Annotated in this window: 25 protein-coding genes; 10 read left to right on the top strand and 15 right to left on the bottom strand. The window is 38.3% G+C overall.

Translation table 11 applies throughout. The annotated features are described in order from the left end of the window. Positions 1 to 50 precede the first annotated feature (50 nt). The 4 genes from AC04Q1_RS17315 (at position 51) to AC04Q1_RS17300 (ending at position 4,240) form a co-directional block, all read left to right on the top strand. Positions 51 to 2,204, top strand: coding sequence for an urea transporter (locus AC04Q1_RS17315; RefSeq protein ID WP_478365828.1), 2,154 nt, complete (start codon positions 51 to 53; stop codon positions 2,202 to 2,204). Further along, on the top strand, positions 2,183 to 3,325 hold the full coding sequence (locus AC04Q1_RS17310; protein ID WP_478365827.1) for a hypothetical protein: 1,143 nt from the start codon (positions 2,183 to 2,185) through the stop codon (positions 3,323 to 3,325). Before AC04Q1_RS17315 ends, AC04Q1_RS17310 begins: the two co-directional genes overlap by 22 nt. Continuing rightward, complete coding sequence (locus tag AC04Q1_RS17305) at positions 3,313 to 3,936, top strand: tetratricopeptide repeat protein (protein ID WP_478365826.1); 624 nt, start codon at positions 3,313 to 3,315, stop codon at positions 3,934 to 3,936. The genes AC04Q1_RS17310 and AC04Q1_RS17305 overlap by 13 nt, the downstream gene beginning before the upstream one ends. Positions 3,937 to 4,048: 112 nt before the next feature. Then, entirely contained in the window at positions 4,049 to 4,240 is a 192-nt protein-coding gene (locus tag AC04Q1_RS17300) for a cold-shock protein (RefSeq protein ID WP_010599638.1), read from the top strand. 84 nt (positions 4,241 to 4,324) lie between these two features. Here AC04Q1_RS17300 and AC04Q1_RS17295 read toward each other — a convergent pair whose 3' ends face one another. After that, positions 4,325 to 5,446: a TlpA family protein disulfide reductase gene (locus tag AC04Q1_RS17295; RefSeq protein ID WP_478365825.1), complete on the bottom strand. Its 1,122-nt coding sequence runs from the start codon at positions 5,444 to 5,446 to the stop codon at positions 4,325 to 4,327. 494 nt (positions 5,447 to 5,940) lie between these two features. Here AC04Q1_RS17295 and AC04Q1_RS17290 point away from each other — a divergent pair, with 494 nt between their 5' ends. From AC04Q1_RS17290 to AC04Q1_RS17280, 3 genes are all read left to right on the top strand, one after another. Next, positions 5,941 to 6,621, top strand: a complete 681-nt coding sequence (locus AC04Q1_RS17290; RefSeq protein ID WP_478365824.1) for a succinate dehydrogenase cytochrome b subunit — start codon at positions 5,941 to 5,943, stop codon at positions 6,619 to 6,621. Between the two features lie 17 nt (positions 6,622 to 6,638). Continuing rightward, a complete protein-coding gene (locus tag AC04Q1_RS17285; RefSeq protein ID WP_478365823.1) occupies positions 6,639 to 8,618 on the top strand; it encodes a fumarate reductase/succinate dehydrogenase flavoprotein subunit in 1,980 nt (659 codons plus the stop codon). An 83-nt stretch (positions 8,619 to 8,701) separates the two neighbouring features. Further along, on the top strand, positions 8,702 to 9,472 hold the full coding sequence (locus AC04Q1_RS17280) for a succinate dehydrogenase/fumarate reductase iron-sulfur subunit (RefSeq protein WP_109929539.1): 771 nt from the start codon (positions 8,702 to 8,704) through the stop codon (positions 9,470 to 9,472). A gap of 461 nt (positions 9,473 to 9,933) precedes the next feature. On the opposite strand, the gene AC04Q1_RS17275 is transcribed toward AC04Q1_RS17280, so the two are convergent. The 8 genes from AC04Q1_RS17275 to AC04Q1_RS17240 form a co-directional block, all read right to left on the bottom strand. Next, entirely contained in the window at positions 9,934 to 10,332 is a 399-nt protein-coding gene (locus tag AC04Q1_RS17275; RefSeq protein WP_478365822.1) for an energy transducer TonB, read from the bottom strand. Between the two features lie 27 nt (positions 10,333 to 10,359). Then, complete coding sequence (locus tag AC04Q1_RS17270) at positions 10,360 to 10,986, bottom strand: TonB-dependent receptor plug domain-containing protein (protein ID WP_478365821.1); 627 nt, start codon at positions 10,984 to 10,986, stop codon at positions 10,360 to 10,362. A 12-nt stretch (positions 10,987 to 10,998) separates the two neighbouring features. Further along, on the bottom strand, positions 10,999 to 12,984 hold the full coding sequence (locus tag AC04Q1_RS17265) for a TonB family protein (protein WP_478365820.1): 1,986 nt from the start codon (positions 12,982 to 12,984) through the stop codon (positions 10,999 to 11,001). After that, the gene (locus tag AC04Q1_RS17260) at positions 12,981 to 13,358 is read right to left on the bottom strand and encodes a BlaI/MecI/CopY family transcriptional regulator (protein WP_316843123.1); all 378 of its coding nucleotides are present in this window, start codon (positions 13,356 to 13,358) and stop codon (positions 12,981 to 12,983) included. Before AC04Q1_RS17260 ends, AC04Q1_RS17265 begins: the two co-directional genes overlap by 4 nt. A gap of 207 nt (positions 13,359 to 13,565) precedes the next feature. Further along, positions 13,566 to 14,207, bottom strand: a complete 642-nt coding sequence (locus AC04Q1_RS17255) for a response regulator transcription factor (RefSeq protein WP_478365819.1) — start codon at positions 14,205 to 14,207, stop codon at positions 13,566 to 13,568. Positions 14,208 to 14,210: 3 nt separating this feature from the next. Further along, positions 14,211 to 14,864, bottom strand: coding sequence for a sensor histidine kinase (locus AC04Q1_RS17250; RefSeq protein ID WP_478365818.1), 654 nt, complete (start codon positions 14,862 to 14,864; stop codon positions 14,211 to 14,213). A 104-nt stretch (positions 14,865 to 14,968) separates the two neighbouring features. Continuing rightward, the gene (locus AC04Q1_RS17245) at positions 14,969 to 15,616 is read right to left on the bottom strand and encodes a hypothetical protein (RefSeq protein WP_478365817.1); all 648 of its coding nucleotides are present in this window, start codon (positions 15,614 to 15,616) and stop codon (positions 14,969 to 14,971) included. Positions 15,617 to 15,619: 3 nt separating this feature from the next. Further along, on the bottom strand, positions 15,620 to 15,988 hold the full coding sequence (locus AC04Q1_RS17240) for a hypothetical protein (protein ID WP_478365816.1): 369 nt from the start codon (positions 15,986 to 15,988) through the stop codon (positions 15,620 to 15,622). Between the two features lie 291 nt (positions 15,989 to 16,279). On the opposite strand from AC04Q1_RS17240, the gene AC04Q1_RS17235 reads away from it, so the two are divergent. After that, complete coding sequence (locus tag AC04Q1_RS17235; RefSeq protein WP_478365815.1) at positions 16,280 to 16,510, top strand: response regulator transcription factor; 231 nt, start codon at positions 16,280 to 16,282, stop codon at positions 16,508 to 16,510. A 99-nt stretch (positions 16,511 to 16,609) separates the two neighbouring features. On the opposite strand, the gene AC04Q1_RS17230 is transcribed toward AC04Q1_RS17235, so the two are convergent. The 4 genes from AC04Q1_RS17230 to AC04Q1_RS17215 all read right to left on the bottom strand — a co-directional run bounded on the left by AC04Q1_RS17230 (position 16,610) and on the right by AC04Q1_RS17215 (position 20,237). Then, positions 16,610 to 18,178: a M28 family metallopeptidase gene (locus AC04Q1_RS17230; RefSeq protein WP_478365814.1), complete on the bottom strand. Its 1,569-nt coding sequence runs from the start codon at positions 18,176 to 18,178 to the stop codon at positions 16,610 to 16,612. A gap of 89 nt (positions 18,179 to 18,267) precedes the next feature. After that, a complete protein-coding gene (locus AC04Q1_RS17225; RefSeq protein WP_478365813.1) occupies positions 18,268 to 19,065 on the bottom strand; it encodes an ABC transporter permease in 798 nt (265 codons plus the stop codon). 1 nt (position 19,066) lies between these two features. Next, positions 19,067 to 19,975 carry an ABC transporter ATP-binding protein gene (locus AC04Q1_RS17220; RefSeq protein WP_478365812.1) on the bottom strand — a complete coding sequence of 303 codons (909 nt, stop codon included), beginning with the start codon at positions 19,973 to 19,975 and terminating at the stop codon, positions 19,067 to 19,069. Positions 19,976 to 19,979: 4 nt separating this feature from the next. After that, positions 19,980 to 20,237 (bottom strand): hypothetical protein, encoded by a 258-nt coding sequence (locus tag AC04Q1_RS17215; protein ID WP_478365811.1) that lies wholly within the window; start codon positions 20,235 to 20,237, stop codon positions 19,980 to 19,982. A 337-nt stretch (positions 20,238 to 20,574) separates the two neighbouring features. Here AC04Q1_RS17215 and AC04Q1_RS17210 point away from each other — a divergent pair, with 337 nt between their 5' ends. Then, on the top strand, positions 20,575 to 21,531 hold the full coding sequence (locus AC04Q1_RS17210; protein WP_478365810.1) for a sensor histidine kinase: 957 nt from the start codon (positions 20,575 to 20,577) through the stop codon (positions 21,529 to 21,531). Positions 21,532 to 21,582: 51 nt separating this feature from the next. After that, positions 21,583 to 22,332, top strand: a complete 750-nt coding sequence (locus AC04Q1_RS17205; RefSeq protein WP_478365809.1) for a LytR/AlgR family response regulator transcription factor — start codon at positions 21,583 to 21,585, stop codon at positions 22,330 to 22,332. A 168-nt stretch (positions 22,333 to 22,500) separates the two neighbouring features. Here AC04Q1_RS17205 and AC04Q1_RS17200 read toward each other — a convergent pair whose 3' ends face one another. After that, positions 22,501 to 23,259, bottom strand: coding sequence for a lysophospholipid acyltransferase family protein (locus tag AC04Q1_RS17200; RefSeq protein WP_478365808.1), 759 nt, complete (start codon positions 23,257 to 23,259; stop codon positions 22,501 to 22,503). Between the two features lie 560 nt (positions 23,260 to 23,819). Then, the gene (locus AC04Q1_RS17195; RefSeq protein WP_478365807.1) at positions 23,820 to 24,374 is read right to left on the bottom strand and encodes an NUDIX domain-containing protein; all 555 of its coding nucleotides are present in this window, start codon (positions 24,372 to 24,374) and stop codon (positions 23,820 to 23,822) included. Positions 24,375 to 24,384: the final 10 nt, after the last annotated feature.

Genomic DNA, 24,384 nt, shown 5'->3' with positions numbered 1-24,384 from the left:
AAAAAGAAGTCAAGTGTCAAAAAACTTGACTTCTTCAAAATAAACTGGATTTGAAAAAACACCTGCAATATTACTTTAACGCAGCTTTAAACAGCTATGCGATTTTGTTCTTCTCCCAGAATAAGATTTTGGGCATACTATTGTTTGTTGTTTCCATGTTCAATTTTAATGCGGGGCTTTCCGGATTGATCTGCGTAATCGGCTCTTTGATTTTAGTAAGTAACCTCGGTTTTAGTAGAGAAAATATTAAATCGGGCCTGTACAGCTTTAACTCACTTTTGCTGGGCATTGGTTTTGGCACATTCTTCAATTTTAATTTTACTTTTTGGCTTTGGTTGGCTGTTGCTTGCTTGCTCTGTATTGTGCTCAGCGTAAACCTTGTCTCATTTCTGGGAAAATACGGTTTGCCAACTTTATCCATCCCGTTCGTCATTACATTTTGGGTATTGCTCTTAGCTGTTAATGGATATTCGGGCATGGGCCTGATGCAAAAAAGCAGTTCTTTGTTATTCGAACTTAATACCAATGCACCATCACATTTTACAAGGCTCTGCCATTTCTTTGATAACCTAAAGCTGCCCGCTTACCTGCTGCTTTTTTTCAGGTCGTTGAGTGCGGTGCTGTTTCAAAATAGTGTATTGGCAGGCATTCTCATTAGTACCGGTGTTTTTATCCATTCGCGTATTGGTTTTAGCTTATTATTGATCGGTTTTGTTCTGGCCTGCGTGGTAAATAAGCTCTCCGGAACTTATCCAGACGGAATTAGCAACTATTATCTGGGAGCTAATTTTATGATGGCAAGTTGTGCAATCGGTGGTTTTTTTCTTATCCCATCATGGCGTTCCTATCTATGGGCAATTGTCGTAATACCATTTATCTTTCTGGTTTTAAACGGATTTACAAGGTTGCTTGGTCTTTACAATCTTCCGGTATTCTCAATTCCGTTCTGTTTCGTTGCCATTGGCCTGTTGTATTTTTTTATGTTGAGGAAGAATGCTGGGAAACTACGGCTTACTGCTTTACAGCACTATTCGCCGGAAACCAATTTGTATCAGTTTTTAAATGGTGAAGAAAGACTTAATGATTTTAAGTATTTCAATCTGAGTTTGCCATTTATGGGGGCATGGACGGTTTCGCAAGGTTATGAAGGCAAAATTACGCACAGGGGCGACTGGCAGCATGCGCTTGATTTTGTACTGGAAGATATCGACCATAAAAGTTACGAACTGCCGGGCACTAAACCCGAAGATTATTATTGTTTCAATAAGCCTGTGCTTGCTGCAGGCGATGGGTTTGTTGCAGAAGTAATTAATCACATTGATGATAATGCCGTCGGTCAGGTCAATCTGCAGCAAAATTGGGGCAATACTGTGGTCATTAAACATGCAGCACATCTGTTTAGTAAAGTTTCACATTTAAAAAAGAACAGTATAAAAGTTAAACCTGGTGATTATGTGAAACAGGGCGATATTATCGGTTTTTGTGGCAATTCGGGACGCTCGCCTGAGCCGCATTTACATTTTCAAATCCAAACTACACCTTATATCGGTTCTAAAACCTTAGCTTATCCATTTGCTTATTTCACATCAAAAAGCAATACGGAGTTAAAATCTTTCGATGTTCCAAAGGAAGGTATAGATGTTCAAAAGCCAGAGATCAATCCATATCTGAGAAACGCCTTTCATTTTCAGCCAGGATACATCACTACCGTAGTGAATGAAAAGGGAGTAAAGGAAACCTGGGAGGTATTTACCGACGATTTTGGGTCAACCTATTTCTTCTGTCACGAAAATCAGGCTGTAGCCTATTTTGTAAGCAATGCGAACGTGTTTTATTTCACCAGGTTTTATGGTGATCAAACCGCCATGCTTCATCTTTTTTATCAAGCCGCCTATAAAATCAATTATTCCGCCCATTCTGCGGCCGATCATTATGCGATCAATGTATCAAACTTTAAACCCGAACTGTGGCTTCAGGATCTGGTTGCTCCCTTTTTCACTTTTACGCAAAGTACCTATGCCAATGATATTGAATTTAAAAATGATGGATTAACGATAAATGCATCAGCTCAAAAGAGGGTTTTTAGCCATCGTCAGATATTCCTTACTGCTAAAATCCATATCAATAGTAAAGGCATAGCTGAGCTGGAGTTCGGCTGTAAAAACAAGAAATTAAAAGTAAAATGGGAAACAGGCTTAGTTTAACCGCGCTGCTTTTAATGGGACTGATCATGATTGGTAAAGCGCAGACTAGCTATCAAAAAACAGATAGCACTTCTTTGGCGCTGTTTGATGCTGCAGAATGGCAAAAGCTGATCCTTTTTGGCAAAGAAGCGCTTAATAAAGGGGAGGATTTTCCTTTGCTGCGGTTGCGGATTGCCTATGCGGCTTTTGTTCGCGAAAATTATGTTGATGCTTTAACCCAGTACAATAGGGTTTTAGATCTTGATCAACACAATCAGATTGCCGTTTATTACGCTTATCTGTGTAATATCTATTTAAACCGTGAAGGAAATGCTGCTTATCTGGCCGCCAATTTAGATAGCAGTGTGGTAGAGGGAGAACCCATAAAATCTTTTAGATTATTAGCCGCGGGAGCAGAGAAGGGAATAAAGTTGACTAATATTTACGAACGGGGCAATTCTTCCTTTTCGAGGGCTTTCCTAAACATGAGGCTTAATTATAAACTAAACTTGTCTACATCTTTTTCTTATTACAATCAGCCGATCCATAACGACAATATTAGCCAGCCGGGTTATTACGCCAAACTCAATTACACCCCTTTTAGGAAAGTGAGTTTTATTGGGGCCTATCATTATATGCGGTCTAATTTGCGGCAATTGGTTTATCAGAACCATGCTAGCCTGATCGGGATCAATTACGCTGCTGCCGGCAGCGACTTGCAGGGTGATTTTATTTTAGCAAATATTGGCAATGAAAAAACAAGACAGTTCAATTTGCGGTTTGTAAAGTACCTGTCAAGTAACTTAAATTTTTACAGCACCAGCCGATTTTCACTCGTTAACGTGTTGAATGATAACAATCCCGTTTTTCAGCAGTTGTTAGGTATTAAGCCAGGCAATAATTTTTGGCTGGAAGGGGTAGTTACATTAGGGAATCAGTATAATTATGCAGAGGCCGATGCTTTGTACATCTATAACGGATTTGATAAAACTAAGTTTAAAGCAGCTGCAAATTGTTATTTTTTGTTAAAACACCACCTACTATTGAGTTTGAATTATACATTTGAGCGTAAATCTGATAATATATTTAAATTTAACTATTTACAACATTCAATTAACGGAGGCATTACATGGAATTTTTAAGGCGATTTACCGTATTTGTTATGCTGGGCCTATCTGTATTTGAGGTAAGTGCCCAAACAAATGCTGCCTTACAAAAAGCTTTTCAGAACAGTTATAACGAAGAAAGTAAAAAGAATTATGCTGAGGCCATTAGTGATGTGATGCCTTTTTATGCAGAGAATAATTATGAAATTAATCTTCGTATCGGGTGGTTATACTATCTGGCGAAAAATTATACAGCCTCCCAAAATTATTATAACCGGGCTATAAACGCCCGTCCCAATTCGGTCGAAGCCAGATTTGGCTTGATAAAACCACTTTCTCTTTTAAGCAGTTGGGATAAGGTGATGGAACAGTATAATAATATCCTTAAAATTGATGTACAGAATACGCAGGCCAATTATTGGGCAGGCATCATTATTTACAATAAAAAACAATATGCAGCCGCTTCAAAATATTTTGCAAAAGTAGTGGCCTTGTATCCATTCGATTACGATGGCAACCACATGTTGGGCTGGGCATTGCTTTTTTCAGGCAGAAAAGCTGAAGCGAAGGCCTGTTTTGAACGCGCTTTATTGATAAAACCGGGCGATACATCAAGTACTGATGGGGTAAATCGGGCAGCTAAATAGGGCTTAAAGGGCAAATAGTCAATATATTTAGCATTTATTTATATAATAAAAAATAAAAAATTGATTTATAGGTATTTAACTCTATCTTTGAAACAAATTAAAATACAATATAATGCAACAAGGAACAGTAAAATTTTTTAATGAAACTAAAGGTTTCGGATTTATCACTCCATCTAATGGCGATGCCGAAATTTTTGTTCATGCTTCAGGCTTAATCGACAACATTCGCGAGAATGATACCGTAAACTACGATGTAGAAGAAGGTAGAAAAGGCCTAAACGCGGTAAATGTTAAAGTAGCTTAAGAAAACTCGAACACATAAATCGTTAAAAGTCCCGATGCAAATCGGGACTTTTTTTATGTAATTTCGGATTAGATTTTTTTAATTTTACCTTCCCGCCAGATTTTTGCTGATTTCGCTATCAACAAAATCCAGAGCAAGATCATTATCACTTAATACCGTGCCGTTTTTATCCACTAAAAAGAAGTATGTAACGTTATAATTGCTCAGGTTTTTCGCATTTGGAGATTCAGCGCCTTTAAAATCGGCATATTGCGGCCAGCTTAGTTTGTCTTCTTTTATGGTTCTTAACCATGAATCGCGCTTCTTATCAAAAGATATACTGATAAATTCAACATCCTTATTTTTGTATTTTTCGTAAAGTGAACCTAGTGTTTGGTTATCTCTGCGGCTCTTACCACTATAAGATGCCCAGAAACTGACCAGATTTATCTTCTTTAATATTTTTAAGTCGAATTTGTTCCCTGCCGGGTTTTCTCCCTCAATTGTGGGCATTTTACTGCCTGCCATCATTTGGTTGGCCTGTTTAATTTCGGCTAAAAGGATTTTGCCCTTTTTACTTTCCTGAACTTCCTGATCTAAGCCATTAAAAATCGATAAGTAGTTTTTTGCCTCCGCTTCTACTGTACCTAAACGTTCCAATAAAAAAAGTGTGTGTGTTGAGCCTGGATACTTTTTGGCAAAAGCCTTTATAATTTCTAATTTAAGCCGAAGCTGTTTCTCTCTCCACACATCTGCTTTTTTAGCCCTTTCCATAATATTGTCTGGATTGGCCTGATCCAGCTCTAACTCTGCCACATTCAAACTATCGAGTATATCCTTACTCATATGATCTGAAAGTTTATAGAAATCGACAAATTCTTCCCCCTCTTTGCCAGGAACGCTTTTAAAGGGATAGGCGTTCGTGTTTTGTCCATCAAGCACGCCCTTATAATGGCCATCGTCCAAATAGAAAAGATATTCTCCTTTATGGGTGCCGTCTTCTGTCTTCAAAATAGCATAACCTTTTTTGGGAATGTTGATTTTGAAAGTCTGGTTGCTGTTGGTGATGTTTTCAACCTTTAGTGTTTCGCTGTTCTCAGAACTTTGGATAGTGATCACGGCATTTGGGCCAAAATTTTTCGTTTCAAGATTAAATGTTGCAGGAGCAGGATCGCAGGCTGTAGCTAAACTGGCCAGAAGTGCAATAAAATACAGCTGTTTTTTCATTATTTGCAATTTGATAATGCAATATAACGAAAAGATTAGTTGTTTTTTGGCTTAGGTTGTCATAATATTTTACTGAGGCATTTGCCACCTGAGTATTCAGATCACCTCATTATTGTTTTGGCCTTAATTGATCAATATAAATCGCTTTATCCCAAAGGGATCGTCATCCTGATTTTATTTCTGGGTCTCTATAATATATGATGGATGCTGATCCCGAAGCTTCGAAGTCAGCATGAAGATATTAATTATGGTTATACGATCAGAAGTGAAAAAATACCTGTTGTAATAGTACTTCTTATTACTAAACTGATTTAGTTTAATTGCCAATCTGCATATCGAAACCATAAATAATCTCATATTCTTTCAATTATTTCCGAATATGCTTTAGAATGTTTCTAAATAAATGTTTTATCGTTGTTTTGTCATAATCGTTTATAAATTAAACTCATAATTAGATACTTTTGCAAGAAATTTAGATATAAAATCCTAATCAAATGAGTGGTTTCGGAAATGCATTTTCTTCCTCAATAGGGAAGAAATTCATCATGGGTATTACAGGTTTGTTCCTGATACTTTTTTTAATTGTACACTGCGGTATTAACGCTTTAATTTTTATTAGCGACGGTGGTTTAACATTTAACGTAGGCGCACATTTTATGGCCACCAACTGGATTATCCGGGCTGGCGAGATTGTGTTGTTTGTTGGCTTGCTTGCACACATTTTTCAGGCTTTACGTTTAACGTTGGAGAATCAAAAAGCAAGACCGGTTAAATATGCGGTAAACGATGGTAAAGCAAATAGTAAATGGTACAGCCGTTCTATGGGCTTGCTGGGTACGCTTTTGCTGATCTTTTTGGTGATCCACCTGAAAGATTTTTGGGTAGTTTCCCGTTTTACAGGAATCCCAACGGTTGATGCCAACGGGCACGAAGATCTGTATGCAGTAATGAAAGAGAAATTTCAGGATCCGGTAAGGGTTGTGGTATATATTTTGGCGATGTTTTCTTTATGTTATCACTTGTTACATGGTTTTGCTTCGGCTTTCCAAACATTAGGATGGAACCACTCAAAATATAACGGTATCATTAAAGGCGCTGGCGTTTGGTATTCGGTTATCATTTCGATCCTTTTCGCAGCCATGCCGATTGCAGTTTATTTCGGTCTTATTCAATAATTTTTAGCACAAGAGATATGTCAGATATTAATTCAAATATTCCAGAAGGCGAATTAACCAGCAAATGGACAAAATATAAGTCTTCTGTGCCTTTGGTTAACCCATCGAACAAAAGAACTATTGAGGTAATCATTGTAGGTTCGGGTTTAGCAGGTGCTTCGGCTGCTGCTACTTTGGCTGAAATGGGTTACAAAGTGAAATGTTTTTGCTTCCAGGATTCACCACGCAGAGCGCACTCTATTGCTGCTCAGGGTGGTATTAATGCTGCAAAAAACTATCAAAATGATGGCGATAGTACTTATCGTTTATTTTACGATACCATTAAAGGTGGTGATTACCGTGCCCGCGAAGCAAATGTGCATCGTTTGGCAGAGGTAAGTGCCAATATTATCGATCAATGTGTGGCGCAAGGTGTTCCTTTGGCCCGCGAATACGGTGGTTTGCTAGATAACCGTTCATTTGGTGGTACACAAGTTCAGCGTACATTTTATGCTGCAGGTCAAACTGGTCAGCAGTTATTATTAGGTGCTTATTCTGCATTAGAACGCCAGATTGGTATGGGTAAAGTAGAAATGTATACCCGTCACGAAATGCTTGAGGTTGTTAAAATCGATGGCAAAGCGCGTGGTATCATTGCCCGTAACTTAATCACAGGGGAAATTGAACGCCACTTCGGCCATGCAGTGGTATTGGGAACGGGTGGTTACGGAAACGTATTCTATCTTTCCACCAATGCCATGGGAAGTAATGTAACTGCGGCCTGGAAGGCGCATAAACAAGGTGCTTATTTTGCAAACCCTTGTTACACGCAGATCCACCCGACCTGTATCCCGGTTTCAGGCGATCACCAGTCAAAATTAACCCTGATGTCGGAGTCGTTGCGTAACGATGGACGGATCTGGGTACCTAAAAAGAAAGATGATAACCGTAAAGCTTCAGAAATTCCTGAAGATGAAAGAGATTATTATTTAGAACGCCGTTACCCTGCTTTTGGTAACCTGGTTCCTCGTGATGTGGCTTCCCGTGCTGCAAAGGAGCGTTGCGATGCAGGTTATGGAGTTGGTGCTTCTAAATTGGCCGTATACTTAGATTTTAAAGCCAATACTGAACGTTACGGTAAAATCGAAGCTTCGAAGGCTGGTAACCATAATCCCGACAAAGAAACCTGTATGCGTTTAGGTACAGCGGTAATTAAGGAAAAATATGGTAACCTGTTCGATATGTACGCGCAGATTACCGGTGAAAATCCTTACGAAACGCCAATGCGTATCTATCCTGCGGTACACTATACCATGGGTGGTTTATGGGTTGATTATAACTTAATGACGTCTGTACCTGGTTTATATTGTACAGGTGAGGCTAACTTCTCCGATCACGGGGCGAACCGTTTAGGTGCATCTGCTTTGATGCAAGGTTTAGCTGATGGTTATTTCGTTCTTCCTTATACTATTGGTGCTTACTTATCGAAAGAGATTTCTGTAAAAGCAATTCCAACTGATCACCCAGCATTTGCTGAGGCAGAAGAAAGAGCGGTTGGTATTTTAAATACTTTAATCAACATCAAAGGCACTAAATCAGTAGATCATTTCCACAAGCGTTTAGGCCACATCATGTGGGAGAAATGTGGTATGGCACGTAACGAAAAAGGTCTAAACGAAGCAATTACAGAGATTAGGGCTTTACGTGCTGAATTCTGGAGTGATGTTCGTGTGCCTGGAACTGCTGATGAGTTGAACACCGAACTGGAAAAAGCTGGCCGTGTTGCTGATTTTATCGAACTCGGGGAGTTAATGTGTATTGATGCTTTAAACCGTAATGAGAGTTGTGGTGGTCACTTCCGTGAAGAGTATCAAACTGAAGAAGGTGAGGCCTTACGTGATGATGTAAATTATGCATACGTAGCCGCCTGGGAATTTAAAGAAGGTGTAAACTTCGAACTTCATAAAGAAGAACTGAAGTTTGAAAATATAAAAGTAGCACAAAGAAGTTATAAATAAGATGTGAGATATGAGGTGTGAGATGTGAGATGAAAATTCTCAGTTCTCATATCTAATGTCTCAAATCTCAAATCTGAGATACTATGAGTACAGGAAATATGAACTTAACGCTAAAAGTTTGGCGTCAAAAAAATAACAAAACCAAAGGTGCATTGGTAGATTATAAATTGGCCGATATTTCACCGGATATGTCTTTTTTAGAGATGTTCGATGTATTGAACGAGCAATTAATCAATAAGGGCGAAGAGCCGGTTGTATTTGATCACGATTGCCGCGAGGGAATCTGTGGGATGTGTTCGATGTTTATCAACGGCCGCCCGCATGGACCAAAAGACTTGGTTACGACCTGCCAGTTGCACATGCGTTCTTTCAAGGATGGCGATACCATCGTGGTTGAGCCTTGGAGAGCTGCAGCTTTCCCGGTAGTAAAAGATTTAACGGTAGATCGCTCTGCATTTGACAGGGTTATTGCTGCCGGTGGTTTTATTTCGGTAAACACGGGTAATGCCCAGGATGCAAACAACTTGCCAATACCTAAAATGCAGGCCGATGCAGCTTTTGAGGCCGCAGCGTGTATCGGTTGTGGAGCTTGCGTGGCCACTTGTAAAAACGCATCAGCGATGTTATTCGTGTCGGCTAAGATCTCTCAATTGGCATTGCTGCCACAAGGTCAACCTGAGCGTTACCGCAGGGTACAGAGCATGGTTGCCCAAATGGATGCAGAAGGCTTTGGCAACTGTACCAATACTGGAGCTTGCGAAGCAGAATGCCCTAAAGGAATCTCTTTAGAAAACATTGCGCGTATGAACCGTGATTTTGCATCGGCAAAATTCATTTCAGAAGAAACGGTTTAAAAAATATACTGTGCATCCGGTTTAACCGCTGGATTCTTGAGCCTCCACGTTGTGGGGGCTTTCTATTTTTATAGGCACATTGTCATGATTGCGATTGCAAATTGTTTTGAGAGCTAGAATAAATAATCAATTGGGTGCTGATGATTTCTTAGATACATTGCAGTTGAAACTAATACAAAATTTAACATTTGTTTCCTATTTTGAAAAGATACGAAAGCCTAAACTTTAAATTCGAAAGCTTGAACAACATACGGCTGGCGAAATAAAAGTTTGCGAAAGTTGTAATAATCTTATGTTGGCATATTAAAATTTTGCTTAATTAGAAATTTTATTCTGTAATATTTGCATATACATTAAAATTTTTCTAAATTTAGTCTTCCGAGACAGGAGAGAAAACATAAAACCCCGGCAATTTTTGCTGGGGTTTTGTGTTTTTAAAAGGGTGAAATCAGAATGGATTTTTAAACCATCGTAAAATTAACCGCAATGTTATATTTTACACGAACCGGTAGCCCCTTCTGCAGAGCTGGTTGCCACTTTGGAGATTTTTTTAAAACTCTTACTGCTTCAGCATCGGTTTCTGTGCTAAGCCCCCTGATCACTTGTACATCTGTTAAACTACCATCTTTTTCCACAATAAAAGACGCAAATACTTTACCCTGGGTTTTGTTTTTCTTCGCTGCATCAGGATATTTCATTTCCTTACCTAGGTATTCATAAAATTTTGTAATCCCCCCCGGATAGGCAGGTTGTTTTTGAACGGATACAAAATCATAAACTTTGTTCGGATTTTCTTGTGCCTTTGCCTGATTTACGCACATGGCGATGCCCATTAGGGCTAAAAAAATTAGCTTTCTCATCGTTTTTTATTAAAAGGGTTTAACTATTTAGTTTTTCTTGGATGTTGCTTTTTTAGTCGTGATAATGACTACGCCATTTTTGCCTTTATCGCCATGTAAGGTTGTAGCGGTAGAATCTTTAAGTACTTCGATCGATTCAATGGATGCCTGATTTAAACCACTGATATCCGATACTTCTTTTCCGTCAACAACATATAACGGTTTTGCCTTAGGGTCAAAATCCCGGTTCAGCAGGTATCTTTTTTGAACCGGCGTTCGGCCATTGGGTGTTGGGCGTATGCTAAATCCTGACACTTTTCCATTCAAATTCAGATCTACAGGTTTTATCGGTTTGGCTTTTAACAGGCTGGTTCCCAACGGCTTCTTTTTGGTCTCAATCTCTATTACGCCTGCAAAGCCATCAGCACCATACTTTGCAATAGCTAAACTGTCTTTTAAAACAGTAATTGCTTCAATATCGTCCTGATTAATCTCGTCTAGCGATGATGTACCCCTAATAAATTGTCTGTTCCCGTCGATTACCATCAAAGGTTCATTACCAGCTATTGGTTTACCCCTGAGCGTAATTTTAGGTGTTTTGATACTATCAGCCTTTTGGGCAAAACCCGCTAAACTAAAGCCCATCAGTATGGTAAATACGATTACATTTTTCATGTTCAATTTTGGTTAGAATTTTCTTTTGAGTTCGAAAAAATTGCTCATTTTATCTATCGAAAGCTCTTTTGAATCGAGTGGACGGAAAGCATTACTTTTTGTGCCTTTGCTTGTAATTAAGATTACTCCGGCTTTAGCCCTCGGACCATAAAGATTCATTGCCGTTTGATCTTTTAGTACTTCTATTGATTCGATGCTGTTTGGATTTATCGTATTTAATTGACTATTTTCCGATAATTTAACACCATCTAAAATGATTAATGCGTCAAGATTTGCACCACCTTTGAGTCTAATCCGGTCGGCAGGAATGCTTCCTGTTTTAATTTCTTTGGGTGGATCATCATTGAGCGTGAAATTAACATTGATATTGTACTTAACCCTAACAGGCTGACCGTTTGAGATCCCGGGATTCCACTTTGGCGATTCTTTTAAAACTCTTATCGCTTCTTCGTCTGTACCGCTTCCCAAACCACGCGTAATCTGAATATCAGAAAGGGAACCATCTTTTTCAACGATAAAACTGAGAAAAACTTTGCCCTGAACATTATTCTCCTGAGCCATTTTGGGATACTTAATACTTCCACCAAGATATTTATAAAACTTAGCTATGCCGCCTGGAAATTCCGGTTGTTTCTCGATCGAGACGAAGTCGTAAACTTTATCTAAATTTTCCGATTTAATCGCTGCGGTTTCTTTGTTTTTAGGAAGATAAGATACAATGGTAATTTTGTTCAGGTTCACATATCCCAGCGGTTTAGGCAATAATTTATTCTTAAACTCTTCTGTAGATTCGGGAATGCTAAAGCTAACCGTTAATGCATATTTGCCGTCTATTATGTCCTTAAATCCCTTGTAGGATAAAATGGCTTTCATCACTTCTTCATCACAACCGGCTCCTAATTCTACATTTGAAATCATATTCGTTACCCTGCCGCCTTTCAAATTAAATTTTATCTGGGTATTTCCTTGAATTTCATCGCTATTGGCCGCAGCCGGGTATTTGATGTTTCTTCCCAGAAACTGATAAAATCCTTTCCAGCTTATGTCTGTTTTTCCATCAACCGAAACTCTGGGGTCGGGAATTACCTCCTTTGGTGTTTCCGTAACCATTTCCTGCACCATTTCGATCGGTTTATCTAAGGGGATCTGATCGGTGATAGAGATTAATTTTTCGCTTTTTCTTACAGTTGCAGATGAAAATACAATTAAAACCGCAAACAGGGGGATGAAAATTCCATACTTCATAATCGCAATCTTTTTTGACCGCTCTTTATGAAGCATGAAAATTCTTTTTTTAATCAGTGATTTTTCCAAAAAGCCGTTTGTTAATGCATTTGGCGAAATACCAAAGGATTTACTCAATAACAATAAGGCATATTCGGCCTTATCGCCCTGAAATTCGGCAGCCAGTTCATCGGCTAAAAACTCATGGATGTTTTTTATCGCTTTTTTATACAGGTAAATTACCGGATTTAACCAGGTAATAATGCCTATGATTTCGAAGAATAAAATATCAACAGTATGCCATTGTTTAATGTGGGCTTCCTCATGGATATCGATCACATCCATCTGTGGCAAGTCCCGATCAATTATTTTTTTTCCGAAAAAGGAAAAAGCAGCGCCAGTTTTGCTTGATGCGATGAGTTTTTTAACCATTAATAAGTTAAATATCAATCTACCTAAGAAAAACAATATACCTGCACAATAAATATAAACAAAAGCATTGGCCCAATTAAAGCCTGAGCTACGTTCTGTTACTATTGTTGCTTGTTGCAATACGGCTTCCCAATTAACTGAAGTATAAACCTGTTGTGCTGCCTTTTGCTCCGTTAGCCATTCTAAACGGATAAATGGTATACATAACGATAAAACTCCCGCTGATACCAGGTAAATGCGGTTTAACGTAAAGTAGGTCTCCTTATCTAACAGTAATTTATAAAAACCGAAAAAAACAATTAAGTATAAGTTCACCTGTAATAGGTAGTGGGCAAAACTCATTTTGGTTGATTTTTAATTTTGTTAATCATTTTTAAAATTTCATCAACATCACTTAAATCCAGTTTTTCTTCTTTAACAAAGAATGAGAACATACTTTCTACCGAATTTTCGAAATAATTGCCCAGCAATTTTTCTGTGGCGTGGCGCTTATATTCTTCCCTGCTAATTAATGGATAATACTGATGTGCTTTTCCGAAAGCTTCGTGACCAATGAAGCCTTTGGTTTCTAAAATTCTAATGATTGTTGATACGGTGTTATAAGCAGGCTTAGGGAGGGGAAGTTCATCAATAACTTCTTTAACGAACGCTTTTTCCAATTGCCATAAAACCTGCATAATCTGCTCTTCGGCTTTGGTTAAATCTTTAATTTCCATAATAGTTAATAATAATAAGGATGATAGCAAATTTTTTGCTTTAACTAAAGTTAAAACTAATTAGTTAGTTATCCAAATTTTATTTGATAATTTTTTTAGAAACCAAAGCGGTTGCGCCTTATATATAAATTAAGATCTATAAGGAGGAAAATAAGGCAAAAATAAGTTATTTATTTATCTGTAAATGAGGTATTTGTGTGTGTTTTGTTAGATGGTAATGAGATTGTTTTTGATGCCATATACCACTAATCCGGTGCGCGATCTGATGTTAAGCTTGGCAAAAAGAGATTCCCTGTAGTTGTCGACCGTGCGTGGACTAACATTCATAAGGTCAGCAATTTCTTTGTAAGTGAGTTCGGTACTGCAATGTTGCAGAAAGGTAAGTTCCCTTGCAGAGAATGTGGGTTTAACATCGCTGTCTTTTAAGGCAACCAGGAGCCTGCCAGATACCAACTCGTTTACATAGAATCCCTTATCTACTACAACTTTAACGGCGGTAAATAAATCTTGCGGTGTAGATTCCTTAAGCATATAACCCCCAGCGCCTGCTTTGAGCATTCCTATAATTGCTTTTTCATCCTCAAGCATACTCAGGGCCAGTATATGAATGTGAGGATGGTTCGTTTTAACCCATTTAGTCGCAGCAAAGCCATCCATTACAGGCATATTAATGTCCATTAAAATAAGCTGGACTTCCGGGTGTTGGTTAATTTTAGCCTGGAGATCCACTCCGTTAGTGGCTTCAAACAGCACATTTATTTCATCAAACTCCTCTAATAAGCTGGCTAATCCCGAACGGAAAAGGGTGTGATCATCAATGATTGCGATAGAAATACTTTGGTTCTGCATAAATTATGGATAAGGGATTTCGATAGAAATGAAAGTACCTTTGTCTGGAGCCGAATTTAGCGCTAATTTTCCATTGATCATCTCCATTCTTTTATAAATAGAATTAAGTCCCATTCCCGACTTTTTAGCCTTGGTTTCTTCCATATTGAAACCAACTCCATTTTCTACCACCGTTAAGTGTAAAACGTTGTTTTTTAGAAAAGTATCGATCTGTATGTGTGTGGCCTGGGCGTGCTTTATAATGTTATTGATGATTTCCTGTAACAACCGAAGAATGATCAGATCTTTGTCTGAGGAAGTGATCTGAAGATCAACCAACTGATTGTTAACTTTTAACTCATATGCGCCAGCTTTATTCAACCAGCTAATTTCCTGATCTATGGCATGCCCAATGCCGTTTTCTACCAGTTGTTCGCCATGCAGCAGTTTGGCGAGCTCTCTCAGTTCTTTGATGGATTTATTAACAAGTGAAAGCGAATTGTCGATTTTCTTTTTGGCTTTTTCCCCATCGTTTATATTGATGGAATTTAAGGTTAAGGTGGTAAGGCTCAGCAACTGACCTACATTATCGTGCAGCTCTGTGGCAATGCTCTGCATGGTTTGGTCCTGTACTTCTACACGTGTTTGAAGCATTTCGGATTCGAATCTTTGCTGCATATTCTGTTTCTCTAAAAAGTGATTCTTTTTATGCCTCGCATAAGATCTGATATATAAAATCAAAAACACAGGCATAAGAAGAAATACCAATGTTGCTATGGCAACTAAGATTGCAATTTTTGTTGTTTCATTCTGCATATAAAGGAATATAACCAAAAGCTATATAAAATAAGGTTTAACAGGACATAAATCGTATATTTCAAGGTAATGAAACCTATTATTTTAACCACAAACAATCCATCAAAAATATTCGCCATTGTACTCCCGAAATAGTAAAATAAAACACCCGAGACCCACCAAAATTGGGGATGTGTTTTAATTTCAACAAAGCTTTCATCTTTTAGCAGCAAATAATAGTAGTAGAGGCAATAAAGGCTAAAAATAACGGACATCACACTAATGGTAATGACGTTTAAATCAGTAAACGGCTTGGTGATCAAAAAGAAAACATAAGTGATCACTATAATTCCCAAACCTATAGTAAATATGGGTTTGGGATTGGTATAAGCTCTTATGCAGTGGTAAAGGCCATATAAAATTGCGCTGATCTCAAAAATGATATAAATGTTAAATAGCCATAAATTGTGTATGCTCCTTATCGCAAGATAAACAGCAGCCTCTTCGGTAACTAATGCAATGCCTAGATAGCAGGTAATTACTTTCCCAAAGGCATATTTGTCTTTCCATATGATCGCAATAGCAGCTATAAAACAGATTACCTCTGCTATAAATATTGGAGATAGGTACCTCATTCCTTATAGTTGTGTGCCTCCACAAGATTCTGGGCATCCCTGCCCCCGGTTTCCAATATGATCTGTATCATCCTCGTGCTCGTTATCATTGCTTTTACTGCAAAATGTAGGAACCAATAGCAGGGTGTTTTTACCTTCATATTCTGCCGGAACACCTTCTGCCGAACTGTCGGTATATTGTGCGATATAAATTCTTAGTCCATCGTATTTTCCTTCGCCGATTGATTTTGCAATGTCCAAGATCTGTTCTGCCGAAAACCATACAGCCTTGGTATAAGATTTGGGAAATTTGGTTGCTTCTTTGGTATAGGCATTTACCATTGCCTGCGCAACCTTCTTATCGATGGGTTCCGAATTTAATTTTTTGCTCATAAAAGTTTAAAGTTTGATTTTGTCTAAAAATCGATAATAATAAGTGTCCCCGCAATAGAGATACGCAATTTAAATACCGTAAAAATACCCTTTAATTTAGGGCGTTTTGCGCTATAGCTGAATTGCGGTGTACCACTACTTTTGGTATACAATAACAGCTCAATAATTTGCAGTTATAACATATAGTGCTATCTATCCTACAAAAACAAGTATTTTGAACTTGTTTGAAAACAAGTCTGTTTAGACATAAGATTGATAATAAAAGCATTAGGCCACTTAATTCTTTCAATAATGACAAACAATATCCTGCTAAAGGAAAACCACAGTTCGATCAGCGAAAGGGAAGTTGAAATTGTACATCTGTTATCGATGGGTTATAACAGTAAAGAAATAGGCGAGATGCTTTTTATCAGCGAGCATACTGTTAATACGCACCGGAGAAATATGGTGAGAAAACTCGATCTAAAAAACTCTTATCAATTAATTGTCTGGGCATTTAAAGAAAGAATATTATCCCTTTAAGGATTTCAATGCACATATAACCTCTCACTCTAAACAACAAAGCCTGCTATTTGATCCTAAAGTCAAATGAGCAGGCTTTTGTTTGATGCGTTTTTCTGGCTATGGTCTAGCTGGCTGTGGAGCTGGTAATTCTTTTCGTGGAATTTGTGCCTCGCGCTGTGATGTATTATAAACAAAAGAAGCAATAATGGTTGCTGCCTGCTTTATGTCATCTTCAACAAGCCTGTCGAAAGTGTCCATATTGCTGTGGTGGGTCCGGGTATTATAATCTGCAGGATCCTGAATAAATTGAAAACCTGGGATGCCTACCGCATCAAAAGCCTGGTGATCGGTACCGCCTGTATTATTAATGGTGATGGTTGTTGCGCCTAAATCGTTGAAAGGTATTAACCAGCTTTGGAAAATGGGACCAGCAGCTGCATTGCCCTGTAAATAAACACCGCGGATTTTCCCTGTTCCATTATCCAGGTTGTAATAGGCTGATATTTTTTTCTGATCTGGTGTTAATACCATTGTTTTCGGATCGCCGAAATGTTTTGCAACATAACCCCTTGAACCAAATAAACCCTGCTCTTCCGAACTCCAGAGCGCGATACGGATGGTACGTTTTGGCTTAAAATCTATCGCTTTTAAAATGCGCATGGCTTCCATCATAACGGTAGAGCCTGCAGCATTGTCTGTTGCGCCTGTTGCTGCGTGCCACGAATCGAAGTGACCGCCAATCATCACTACTTCTTCTTTTAATTTTTTATCTGTACCAGGTATTTCTGCAATTACATTATAACCCTGCGGATCCTGATCATAAAAGGATGTTTTGATATCAGCCTCAACTTCTACTGGTTTACCTGCACGTAGCAAACGTAAAATATGCAAGAAATCTTCTGCTGCTACTTCCAGTTCTGGTGATACCGGTTTGGCATCTAAAGCATAGGAAGCACCGTTGCTGGTGAAAAATGTTCCTTGTCCGCCACGGGCATAAGTTAAAATTAGGCCGACCTTTTCTTCTACCAGCATCGCATTCATTGCTGCACGAACCTCACGCATTTTCATCATCTGTGCCATCCGATCGGCCATTGGTCCGCCGGTTGGGCGTTGCCTCGCGCCAGCAGCCTGTGGTTTTGCTGCAGCCATCTGTGCCAAAGTTGTATCTGCATAACGTGAAAAATCAGCTTTGGTGCCGCTTGTTAGTGGTATGCCTTGATCCATCATGATAATTTTTCCGGCCAGTTTGCCTTTATATTTTGCTAAATCAGCAACACTATCGGCTTTAATTAAGATGACCTCTGATTTAATTGGACCATTGGTGCCAGGCGTCCATGCTTTTGGTGATGCGATGATGGCATGATAATAGGGGATTGTAGTGGCAGCATAATACTTGTCGATTTGCCAGCCTTTACCGAAAGTTCCCCATGCTTCGAGGTGCGCGTTTTTTAATCCCCAATCGCTAAGTTGTTTTACTGCCCATTCCTGTGCTTTTTTTAATCCGGGAGAGTTTGATAAACGTGGTCCGCTAACATCGGTTAAATTAAAAGCAATGTCCATTGCTTTCGAATTTTCTAAACCTTCCTTTCTTATTTTTTGTACTACAGCTGCATCTGGTATATCTTGTGCAAAAGCTGAAAAGCAGAGGCCGAAGGCCAATGCTGTAATGGTAAATCTTTTGATCATTTTCTGAATAATTAGTTGGTTGATTTCGATCTAAAATACACTTTAAACCACTTCCAATTATTTTCTAATGAGATTTTTACATGAATATTCTATTTTATGCTCTTTTTAGTGACGATAAAATAACCGATGATAAAAAGAATGGTGGCATAAATTAAACTTGTCCATATTTCCTGTGTGAAAACGGGAAAATCTAGCGGATCGGAGCCTTTTTTAACTTTCGTAATTCTTAATGCCAGCGTAGGTAGAGAATACGGGTTAAGATAAGCGTATTTCCAGCCCACATTGGCAGTGATAATGCCCATGATGGTACCAACAAAACCGATGCCCATTGGTTTAAGAAAATCGCCCCATACTAAACTCAGGATAAACTGAAGAGATAAAATGCCCAATGAAGATAAGAACAATTTAATATAGGCGTTGATCAGTATAGCGGAAGGATCGTACTGGTTAAAATTATACCCGGGGACTAAAACCTGTAATAAATGGCCAAATGCGTAGGTGAGGGTAGCAAATAAAAATAAGCAGATGAATATTAAAAATACAGCATACAGGTATTTCGCAGTATAAATGGAAAACTTATTCAAAGGCTGCGCAAATAGCATTTTCCAGGTATCGTTTTTATGTTCGATATTATTGACTGAAAAAGCCATAAATATCACATAAAAAGGCATAATCAATAAACCCATTACACCCAACGCTGCACCGATGTAATTGCCCCAAAGCATCATGGGAGGGTAATGCCTTTCTAAAATCTTTTCAGCGCCCGAATAAAACCCAAAGCTGATCAATCCACATATAATCACTGGCAACAATATCGCAGCCCAAAAAGCAAGGGTTTTTCTTGATTTATAGAATTCGGATAATAAAGAGATGTAAAGCGCGCGCATGTTAGTTTGTTTTGGTAATATCCAGGAATAAATTTTCGAGATCTTTTCTTTGTTGGTAAAGGCTGCTTACTGTAAAACCGCTTTTGATGAGCAGCGTATTTATTTCGCCACTATTTTGAGCGGAAATAAATGGAACAGTAATTTTTTTATCGGTTTGGGTAATAATTTCATAACCCGATTTTGTGATCAGTGCGCCCGCACTTTCGATATTGTCTACTTCAATTTCGAGCACAGGTTTGCTCAGTAAATGAAGTTCATCGATCGTGCCCTGGAATAATAATTCACCTTTATTGATGATGCCAACATGCGTGGCTGTTCTTTCTATTTCTGCCAGCAGGTGGCTGGATACCAATATTGTTTTTTGATGTTTTGTAGCAAGATCGATCATGAGATTGCGTACCTCTATGATGCCATTTGGATCAAGACCATTGGTTGGCTCATCCAAAAGCAATAGTTCCGGATCAGAAATCAGTGCCTGCGCAATGCCCAGACGTTGTTTCATGCCTAAAGAATATTTACTGGCTTTTTTGTTTGCTGCATCGGTTAAACCAACAAGGGACAACATTTCGTCGGCTTTGGCTTTTTTGATACCGAGCAGGATGCAGCGGTTGATCAGGTTTTCCTTACCCGTTAAATGGCCGTAAATCGCAGGTTGCTCTACCAGAGCGCCCACACGTTTTAGAATGGCTATACGGTTACTGTTTATTTCTTTCCCAAATATAAAAACCTGATCTGAAGGCGACTTCAGCAGGTTAAGCAAAATTTTTATAGTGGTTGTTTTTCCGGCTCCATTTGGCCCCAAAAAGCCATAAATACTGCCTTTTGGCACCTGTAATGAAAGGTCTTTTACAATGGTTTGATTACCAAAGTTAAAATTTAAACCTACGGTTTCGATCGCGTAATTACCCATGCTATTATTTAAAAATAGCGGTGGCCTTTGTTATAATGGTATTTGAAGTTTTCGCAGGTTTAACCACTATTTCTGCATCATTTTGATTGGTGCTTACTGTAAGTGTTAAAATGATCATCATAAATACTGGTAATAATAAAAGTAAAAATGGCGATGTGTTTCCTAACTTTTTCATGATGGTTTGTTTTAATTGAGCGGCTGAGAATTGAACATCAGCCATTACTGCTTGATTGTTAAAGTGGATTGCTGATGTAGTTTTCATATTGTTATCGTTTTGATGATTCAAAGAAACTCAAGAAAATCAACCTGCTAAAATCTATTATACCAAGTGTTCAAGATTCTAGATCAACAGCCATTTTTGGCGTTGGTCGATAAAATTTGCCCATTGGGCCGTTGGTAGAAAAAAAATGCCCGTTGGTAGATTGTGTAAGTAAATCGGTAAAACTTTATTTATTTTGTGGCTTGAATAATATGCGTTAGTTAAACGTATATCAGCTTCACCATTATTTAATACATTTCGAATGAAACAAAGCAGGGGCCCTTTAATATTACATGCTATTTTTTGGGGGGTAATATTTCTTTTTATTATAGTTGTAAGTATGCTAGATAAAGAGGTGCATACTACAAAAGATTATTTTCTGTCGTTTTTTGTTTTTGGGATTTTAAACGTTTCGGTATTCTATATTAACTACATTTTTCTTATTCCATCATTAATCAAAAAGCGGAAAAAATATTGGTTATATATTATATCGTTTCTGCTTTTAATTGTTGTTGCGGCGTTTGTAAAGACGGTTATAGCAGTTTTAAATCCTGAAGAACTTCTTCATTATACTAATATGGAGGGCAAAAAGGCAGAAATGTCAGTAAATAACTTCGCGCTAAACCGGGTTTTTGTTCTCGGCTTTTTTCTGGTTTCAAGCTGTATTATTAAATTCACTATCGATTGGTTTGCAAGCGAAAGGATCCAGCGTAACTTAGAAAGTGAGCGCCGTGAAATGGAACTTCAGTTTTTAAAATCGCAGTTAAATCCTCATTTCCTTTTTAACTCCCTTAATAATATCTACTCATTGGCTTATCAAAAGTCGGATAAAACTGCCGATGCCATTATGAAACTTTCCGAAATTATGCGTTACATGATTTACGAGAGCAATACCCCAACAGTGGCACTGAGCAAAGAAGTAGATTATTTAACCAGTTATATCGAACTGCAAAAAATACGGTTTAAGGATGGGGCTTATATCGAGCTTACGTTAAACGGCGAAATTGATAATCAGAAAATTGTACCTTTAATGTTGATTTCGTTTGTAGAAAATGCGTTTAAACATGGCGTGGTAACCGATCCGGCTGAACCGGTAAAAATCAATATTATTGCTAATCAGAAAATTCTGCATTTTAGTGTCATCAACAAAAAGAACCAGCAGAATAAAGATGCACAAGGTGGTGTGGGTTTAACCAATGTAGAACGAAGATTACAATTGGTTTATCCCGACAGATATAAATTAAATGTTGTAAATTCGGCTACTCATTATACCTGTGAACTGATGATTGATATCTAATCCGGAAACCGGATATAGATGATCATCATGAATTAAAAATAATAACCAAAAATGAACTTAAACTGTATTGTTGTTGATGATGAGCCTCTAGCGCTTGATATTTTACAGGATTATATTTCTAAAGTACCTTTTTTAACCATGGTTAAAAGGTGCGAAAACCCGATTGAAGCTTTGCAGATTGTGCAGGGCGGAGGGATTGATCTTGTGTTTTTAGATATTCAGATGCCTGAGCTGACAGGGATCCAGTTTTTGAAAATTGCTGGTAATAAATGCCACTATATTTTAACTACCGCTTACCCGCAATATGCTTTAGAAAGTTATGATCTGAATGTTTCGGATTATTTATTAAAGCCCATTGCATTCGACCGTTTTTATAAAGCAGTAGAAAAAGTACATAATCAGGTTAAGCCTGTTGAAACTCCGGCTAATGTTGCACAGCCAATCGTTACGCCTGCCCCATTTTCGGGATCACCAAACCCGGTTCAGGATTATATTTTTGTAAAAACAGAACATAAGATCCAAAAAATCTATTTGCACGACATTTTATTCATTGAGGGTTTAAAGGATTACATTTCGATCTTCACCAAAGATGAGCGTGTAATTACGCTGCAGAGTATGAAAAAGATGGAAGAGGCACTACCTCAAAGTCAGTTTATCAGGGTACACAAATCTTACATTGTTGCTGTTGATAAGATCGAAAGTATTGAGCGTAGCCGCATTACCATTAACCAAAAAATTATCCCTGTAGGTGATACGTATCGTGATGAATTCTTCAGGGTAATTGGGAATAAGAATATTTAAGGCGTTTGGCGCCAGATGTTTAACGCTGAACCGGATCAAACAATTCACCTTTTTTGCCACGGAAACACAAAAATCACGGAATATTACCTTTGATTTGTCATCCTGACCGGAGTCAAAGGACCTTCTCAGAGAGATTGATGTGAATCATGTTTTTAGAAAAGGTGAACACTACAAAGTTGCAGGCTGCGCCATCGGCTGACCTAACACTTTCCTGATTTCATTTTCTACTTCCAGGGTAATATCATTGGCTGTTTTTACACCTGGTTCGATGGGTTTTAGAACCGTCCATTTTAAGGCGTTGCCTGTGGTTAATGGAAACATGCCAAAACGCACAATTTTCCATGAATTTTCTATGGCTACCGGAACTACGAGTGCATTGGGTACGACCTTTAAAATGGTGGCAATGCCTCCAAACTGGAAGGTTTTTAACTGACCATCTTTTGCACGCGTTCCCTCCGGGAAAATAACGGTACTCCAGTTGTTCTCTTTCATTCTGCGGCCGAGCTTAATAATTTCGGAGATGGCCTGCTTGTTGTCTTTACGGTTGATATTTGCGCCACCACCCAAACGTAGGTTAATGGAAATAGAAGGAATCCCTTTAGTAAGCTCAATTTTGGAGATAAATTTAGCACTGTGCTTTCTTAAGAACCAGATCAGTGAAGGGATATCGTACATGCTCTGGTGGTTCGCTGCAAAAATAATCGGCCGATCCGTTGGCAGATCGTATTCGTTTTTAAAACTGATCGAATTAAAAAGAAAGATCTGGCAATAGGTGAGAAAGAAATTAAGGATATCAACAGAAACTTTATGCGCCTTATAGCCAAAAAGCTTAAAACAAAGCCATTGTATAGGGTGGAAGATGCAAAGGGTTAATCCGAAGAAAATATAAAAAATAGGGCTTAAAATATATCCAAAAAGCTTGCTCATCTGGTTGATTTAATAGACCGCAAAGATAATAATAAATTATTCTGGTTCTTTGAAGATGTATTTTTCTTCGTAGGCGATCTCAAATGTTTTTAAGAAACGGCTGTACTCCTGCAGGAAGGTTCCCTTTTTATGGTGATGCTCTTGGTTTTGAATATATTGAATAACTTGTTGAACATGACTTTTTGAATAGGAGAAAGCGCCATAACCCTCTGGCTTTCTTGGATTGTAAATGGTTTTCTTGCAATCGTGAATTAAATTAGAAATTATTTATCGATTTTCATAATACGCCAGATTTTTGATTAGGTCACGAAACGTTCCTACGGAACGAAAATGGACAACTACGTTATTTTTCTACCCAGGATTTGTTCCTACGGAACAGATCAGCAGTTCGTAGGGTGAATTTATTAATGGAACGCTGGATTTAATGACGATTAATTAATCAAATTTAATAGTTAGATTATTTTAAATTTCTTTCAATGTCCCATCCGGACATATCATGGGTAGAAAAAAACAGGTAATCTTTTTTACGTTCCGTTAGGAACATTTGGGGGGCGTCATGATTACAATTCACCATTGATCATCATCAGTTTTGCTTTTAAGATTGCGGCAACACTCATCGAATCGGTAATTTTGCCATCCAAAACCATTTGATAGGCTTCATCAAAGGGCAATTTTTTAACCACGAGTTCTTCTGTTTCCTCGGGCATAGCAATGCCCTGAATCAAATCAGTGGCCACATAGATGATGCTGAGTTCGTCGCTTACGGAATTGGATAGGTGCATCCTTTGGATCTCTTTCCAGTTTCTGGCACTCATACCCGTTTCTTCTAACAATTCCCTTCGGGCACTTTCTAGCGGTGCTTCATGAAATGGCCCACCGCCTTCCGGAATTTCCCAGCTGTAAGCATTTAAGGCATATCGGTATTGACCAACCAGCCAGGTATTGTGGTTTTCATCTAAAGTGAGGATTCCGATGGCCAGATTCTTAAAATGAACCGTACCATAAATTCCCCTTCCGCCAGATGGATTAATAACCTGGTGTTCAGTTAGGCGGATCCAGTTGTTATCATATTTTACATCGCTCTCTAGCGTTTTCCAGGGGTTAATCTCTTCCATGCCGCAAGAT

The sequence above is a fragment of the Pedobacter humicola genome (assembly GCF_056490705.1).
This window is presented reverse-complemented; position numbering and strand designations above follow the sequence as displayed.

Coding starts and splice junctions, on each gene's coding strand:
- AC04Q1_RS17310 (WP_478365827.1), top strand. CDS start 2,183: ATGGGAAACAGGCTTAGTTTAACCGCGCTGCTTTTAATGGGACTGATC.
- AC04Q1_RS17305 (WP_478365826.1), top strand. CDS start 3,313: ATGGAATTTTTAAGGCGATTTACCGTATTTGTTATGCTGGGCCTATCT.
- AC04Q1_RS17300 (WP_010599638.1), top strand. CDS start 4,049: ATGCAACAAGGAACAGTAAAATTTTTTAATGAAACTAAAGGTTTCGGA.
- AC04Q1_RS17295 (WP_478365825.1), bottom strand. CDS start 5,446: ATGAAAAAACAGCTGTATTTTATTGCACTTCTGGCCAGTTTAGCTACA.
- AC04Q1_RS17290 (WP_478365824.1), top strand. CDS start 5,941: ATGAGTGGTTTCGGAAATGCATTTTCTTCCTCAATAGGGAAGAAATTC.
- AC04Q1_RS17285 (WP_478365823.1), top strand. CDS start 6,639: ATGTCAGATATTAATTCAAATATTCCAGAAGGCGAATTAACCAGCAAA.
- AC04Q1_RS17280 (WP_109929539.1), top strand. CDS start 8,702: ATGAGTACAGGAAATATGAACTTAACGCTAAAAGTTTGGCGTCAAAAA.
- AC04Q1_RS17275 (WP_478365822.1), bottom strand. CDS start 10,332: ATGAGAAAGCTAATTTTTTTAGCCCTAATGGGCATCGCCATGTGCGTA.
- AC04Q1_RS17270 (WP_478365821.1), bottom strand. CDS start 10,986: ATGAAAAATGTAATCGTATTTACCATACTGATGGGCTTTAGTTTAGCG.
- AC04Q1_RS17265 (WP_478365820.1), bottom strand. CDS start 12,984: ATGAGTTTTGCCCACTACCTATTACAGGTGAACTTATACTTAATTGTT.
- AC04Q1_RS17260 (WP_316843123.1), bottom strand. CDS start 13,358: ATGGAAATTAAAGATTTAACCAAAGCCGAAGAGCAGATTATGCAGGTT.
- AC04Q1_RS17255 (WP_478365819.1), bottom strand. CDS start 14,207: ATGCAGAACCAAAGTATTTCTATCGCAATCATTGATGATCACACCCTT.
- AC04Q1_RS17250 (WP_478365818.1), bottom strand. CDS start 14,864: ATGCAGCAAAGATTCGAATCCGAAATGCTTCAAACACGTGTAGAAGTA.
- AC04Q1_RS17245 (WP_478365817.1), bottom strand. CDS start 15,616: ATGAGGTACCTATCTCCAATATTTATAGCAGAGGTAATCTGTTTTATA.
- AC04Q1_RS17240 (WP_478365816.1), bottom strand. CDS start 15,988: ATGAGCAAAAAATTAAATTCGGAACCCATCGATAAGAAGGTTGCGCAG.
- AC04Q1_RS17235 (WP_478365815.1), top strand. CDS start 16,280: ATGACAAACAATATCCTGCTAAAGGAAAACCACAGTTCGATCAGCGAA.
- AC04Q1_RS17230 (WP_478365814.1), bottom strand. CDS start 18,178: ATGATCAAAAGATTTACCATTACAGCATTGGCCTTCGGCCTCTGCTTT.
- AC04Q1_RS17225 (WP_478365813.1), bottom strand. CDS start 19,065: ATGCGCGCGCTTTACATCTCTTTATTATCCGAATTCTATAAATCAAGA.
- AC04Q1_RS17220 (WP_478365812.1), bottom strand. CDS start 19,975: ATGGGTAATTACGCGATCGAAACCGTAGGTTTAAATTTTAACTTTGGT.
- AC04Q1_RS17215 (WP_478365811.1), bottom strand. CDS start 20,237: ATGAAAACTACATCAGCAATCCACTTTAACAATCAAGCAGTAATGGCT.
- AC04Q1_RS17210 (WP_478365810.1), top strand. CDS start 20,575: ATGCTAGATAAAGAGGTGCATACTACAAAAGATTATTTTCTGTCGTTT.
- AC04Q1_RS17205 (WP_478365809.1), top strand. CDS start 21,583: ATGAACTTAAACTGTATTGTTGTTGATGATGAGCCTCTAGCGCTTGAT.
- AC04Q1_RS17200 (WP_478365808.1), bottom strand. CDS start 23,259: ATGAGCAAGCTTTTTGGATATATTTTAAGCCCTATTTTTTATATTTTC.
- AC04Q1_RS17195 (WP_478365807.1), bottom strand. CDS start 24,374: ATGGAAGAGATTAACCCCTGGAAAACGCTAGAGAGCGATGTAAAATAT.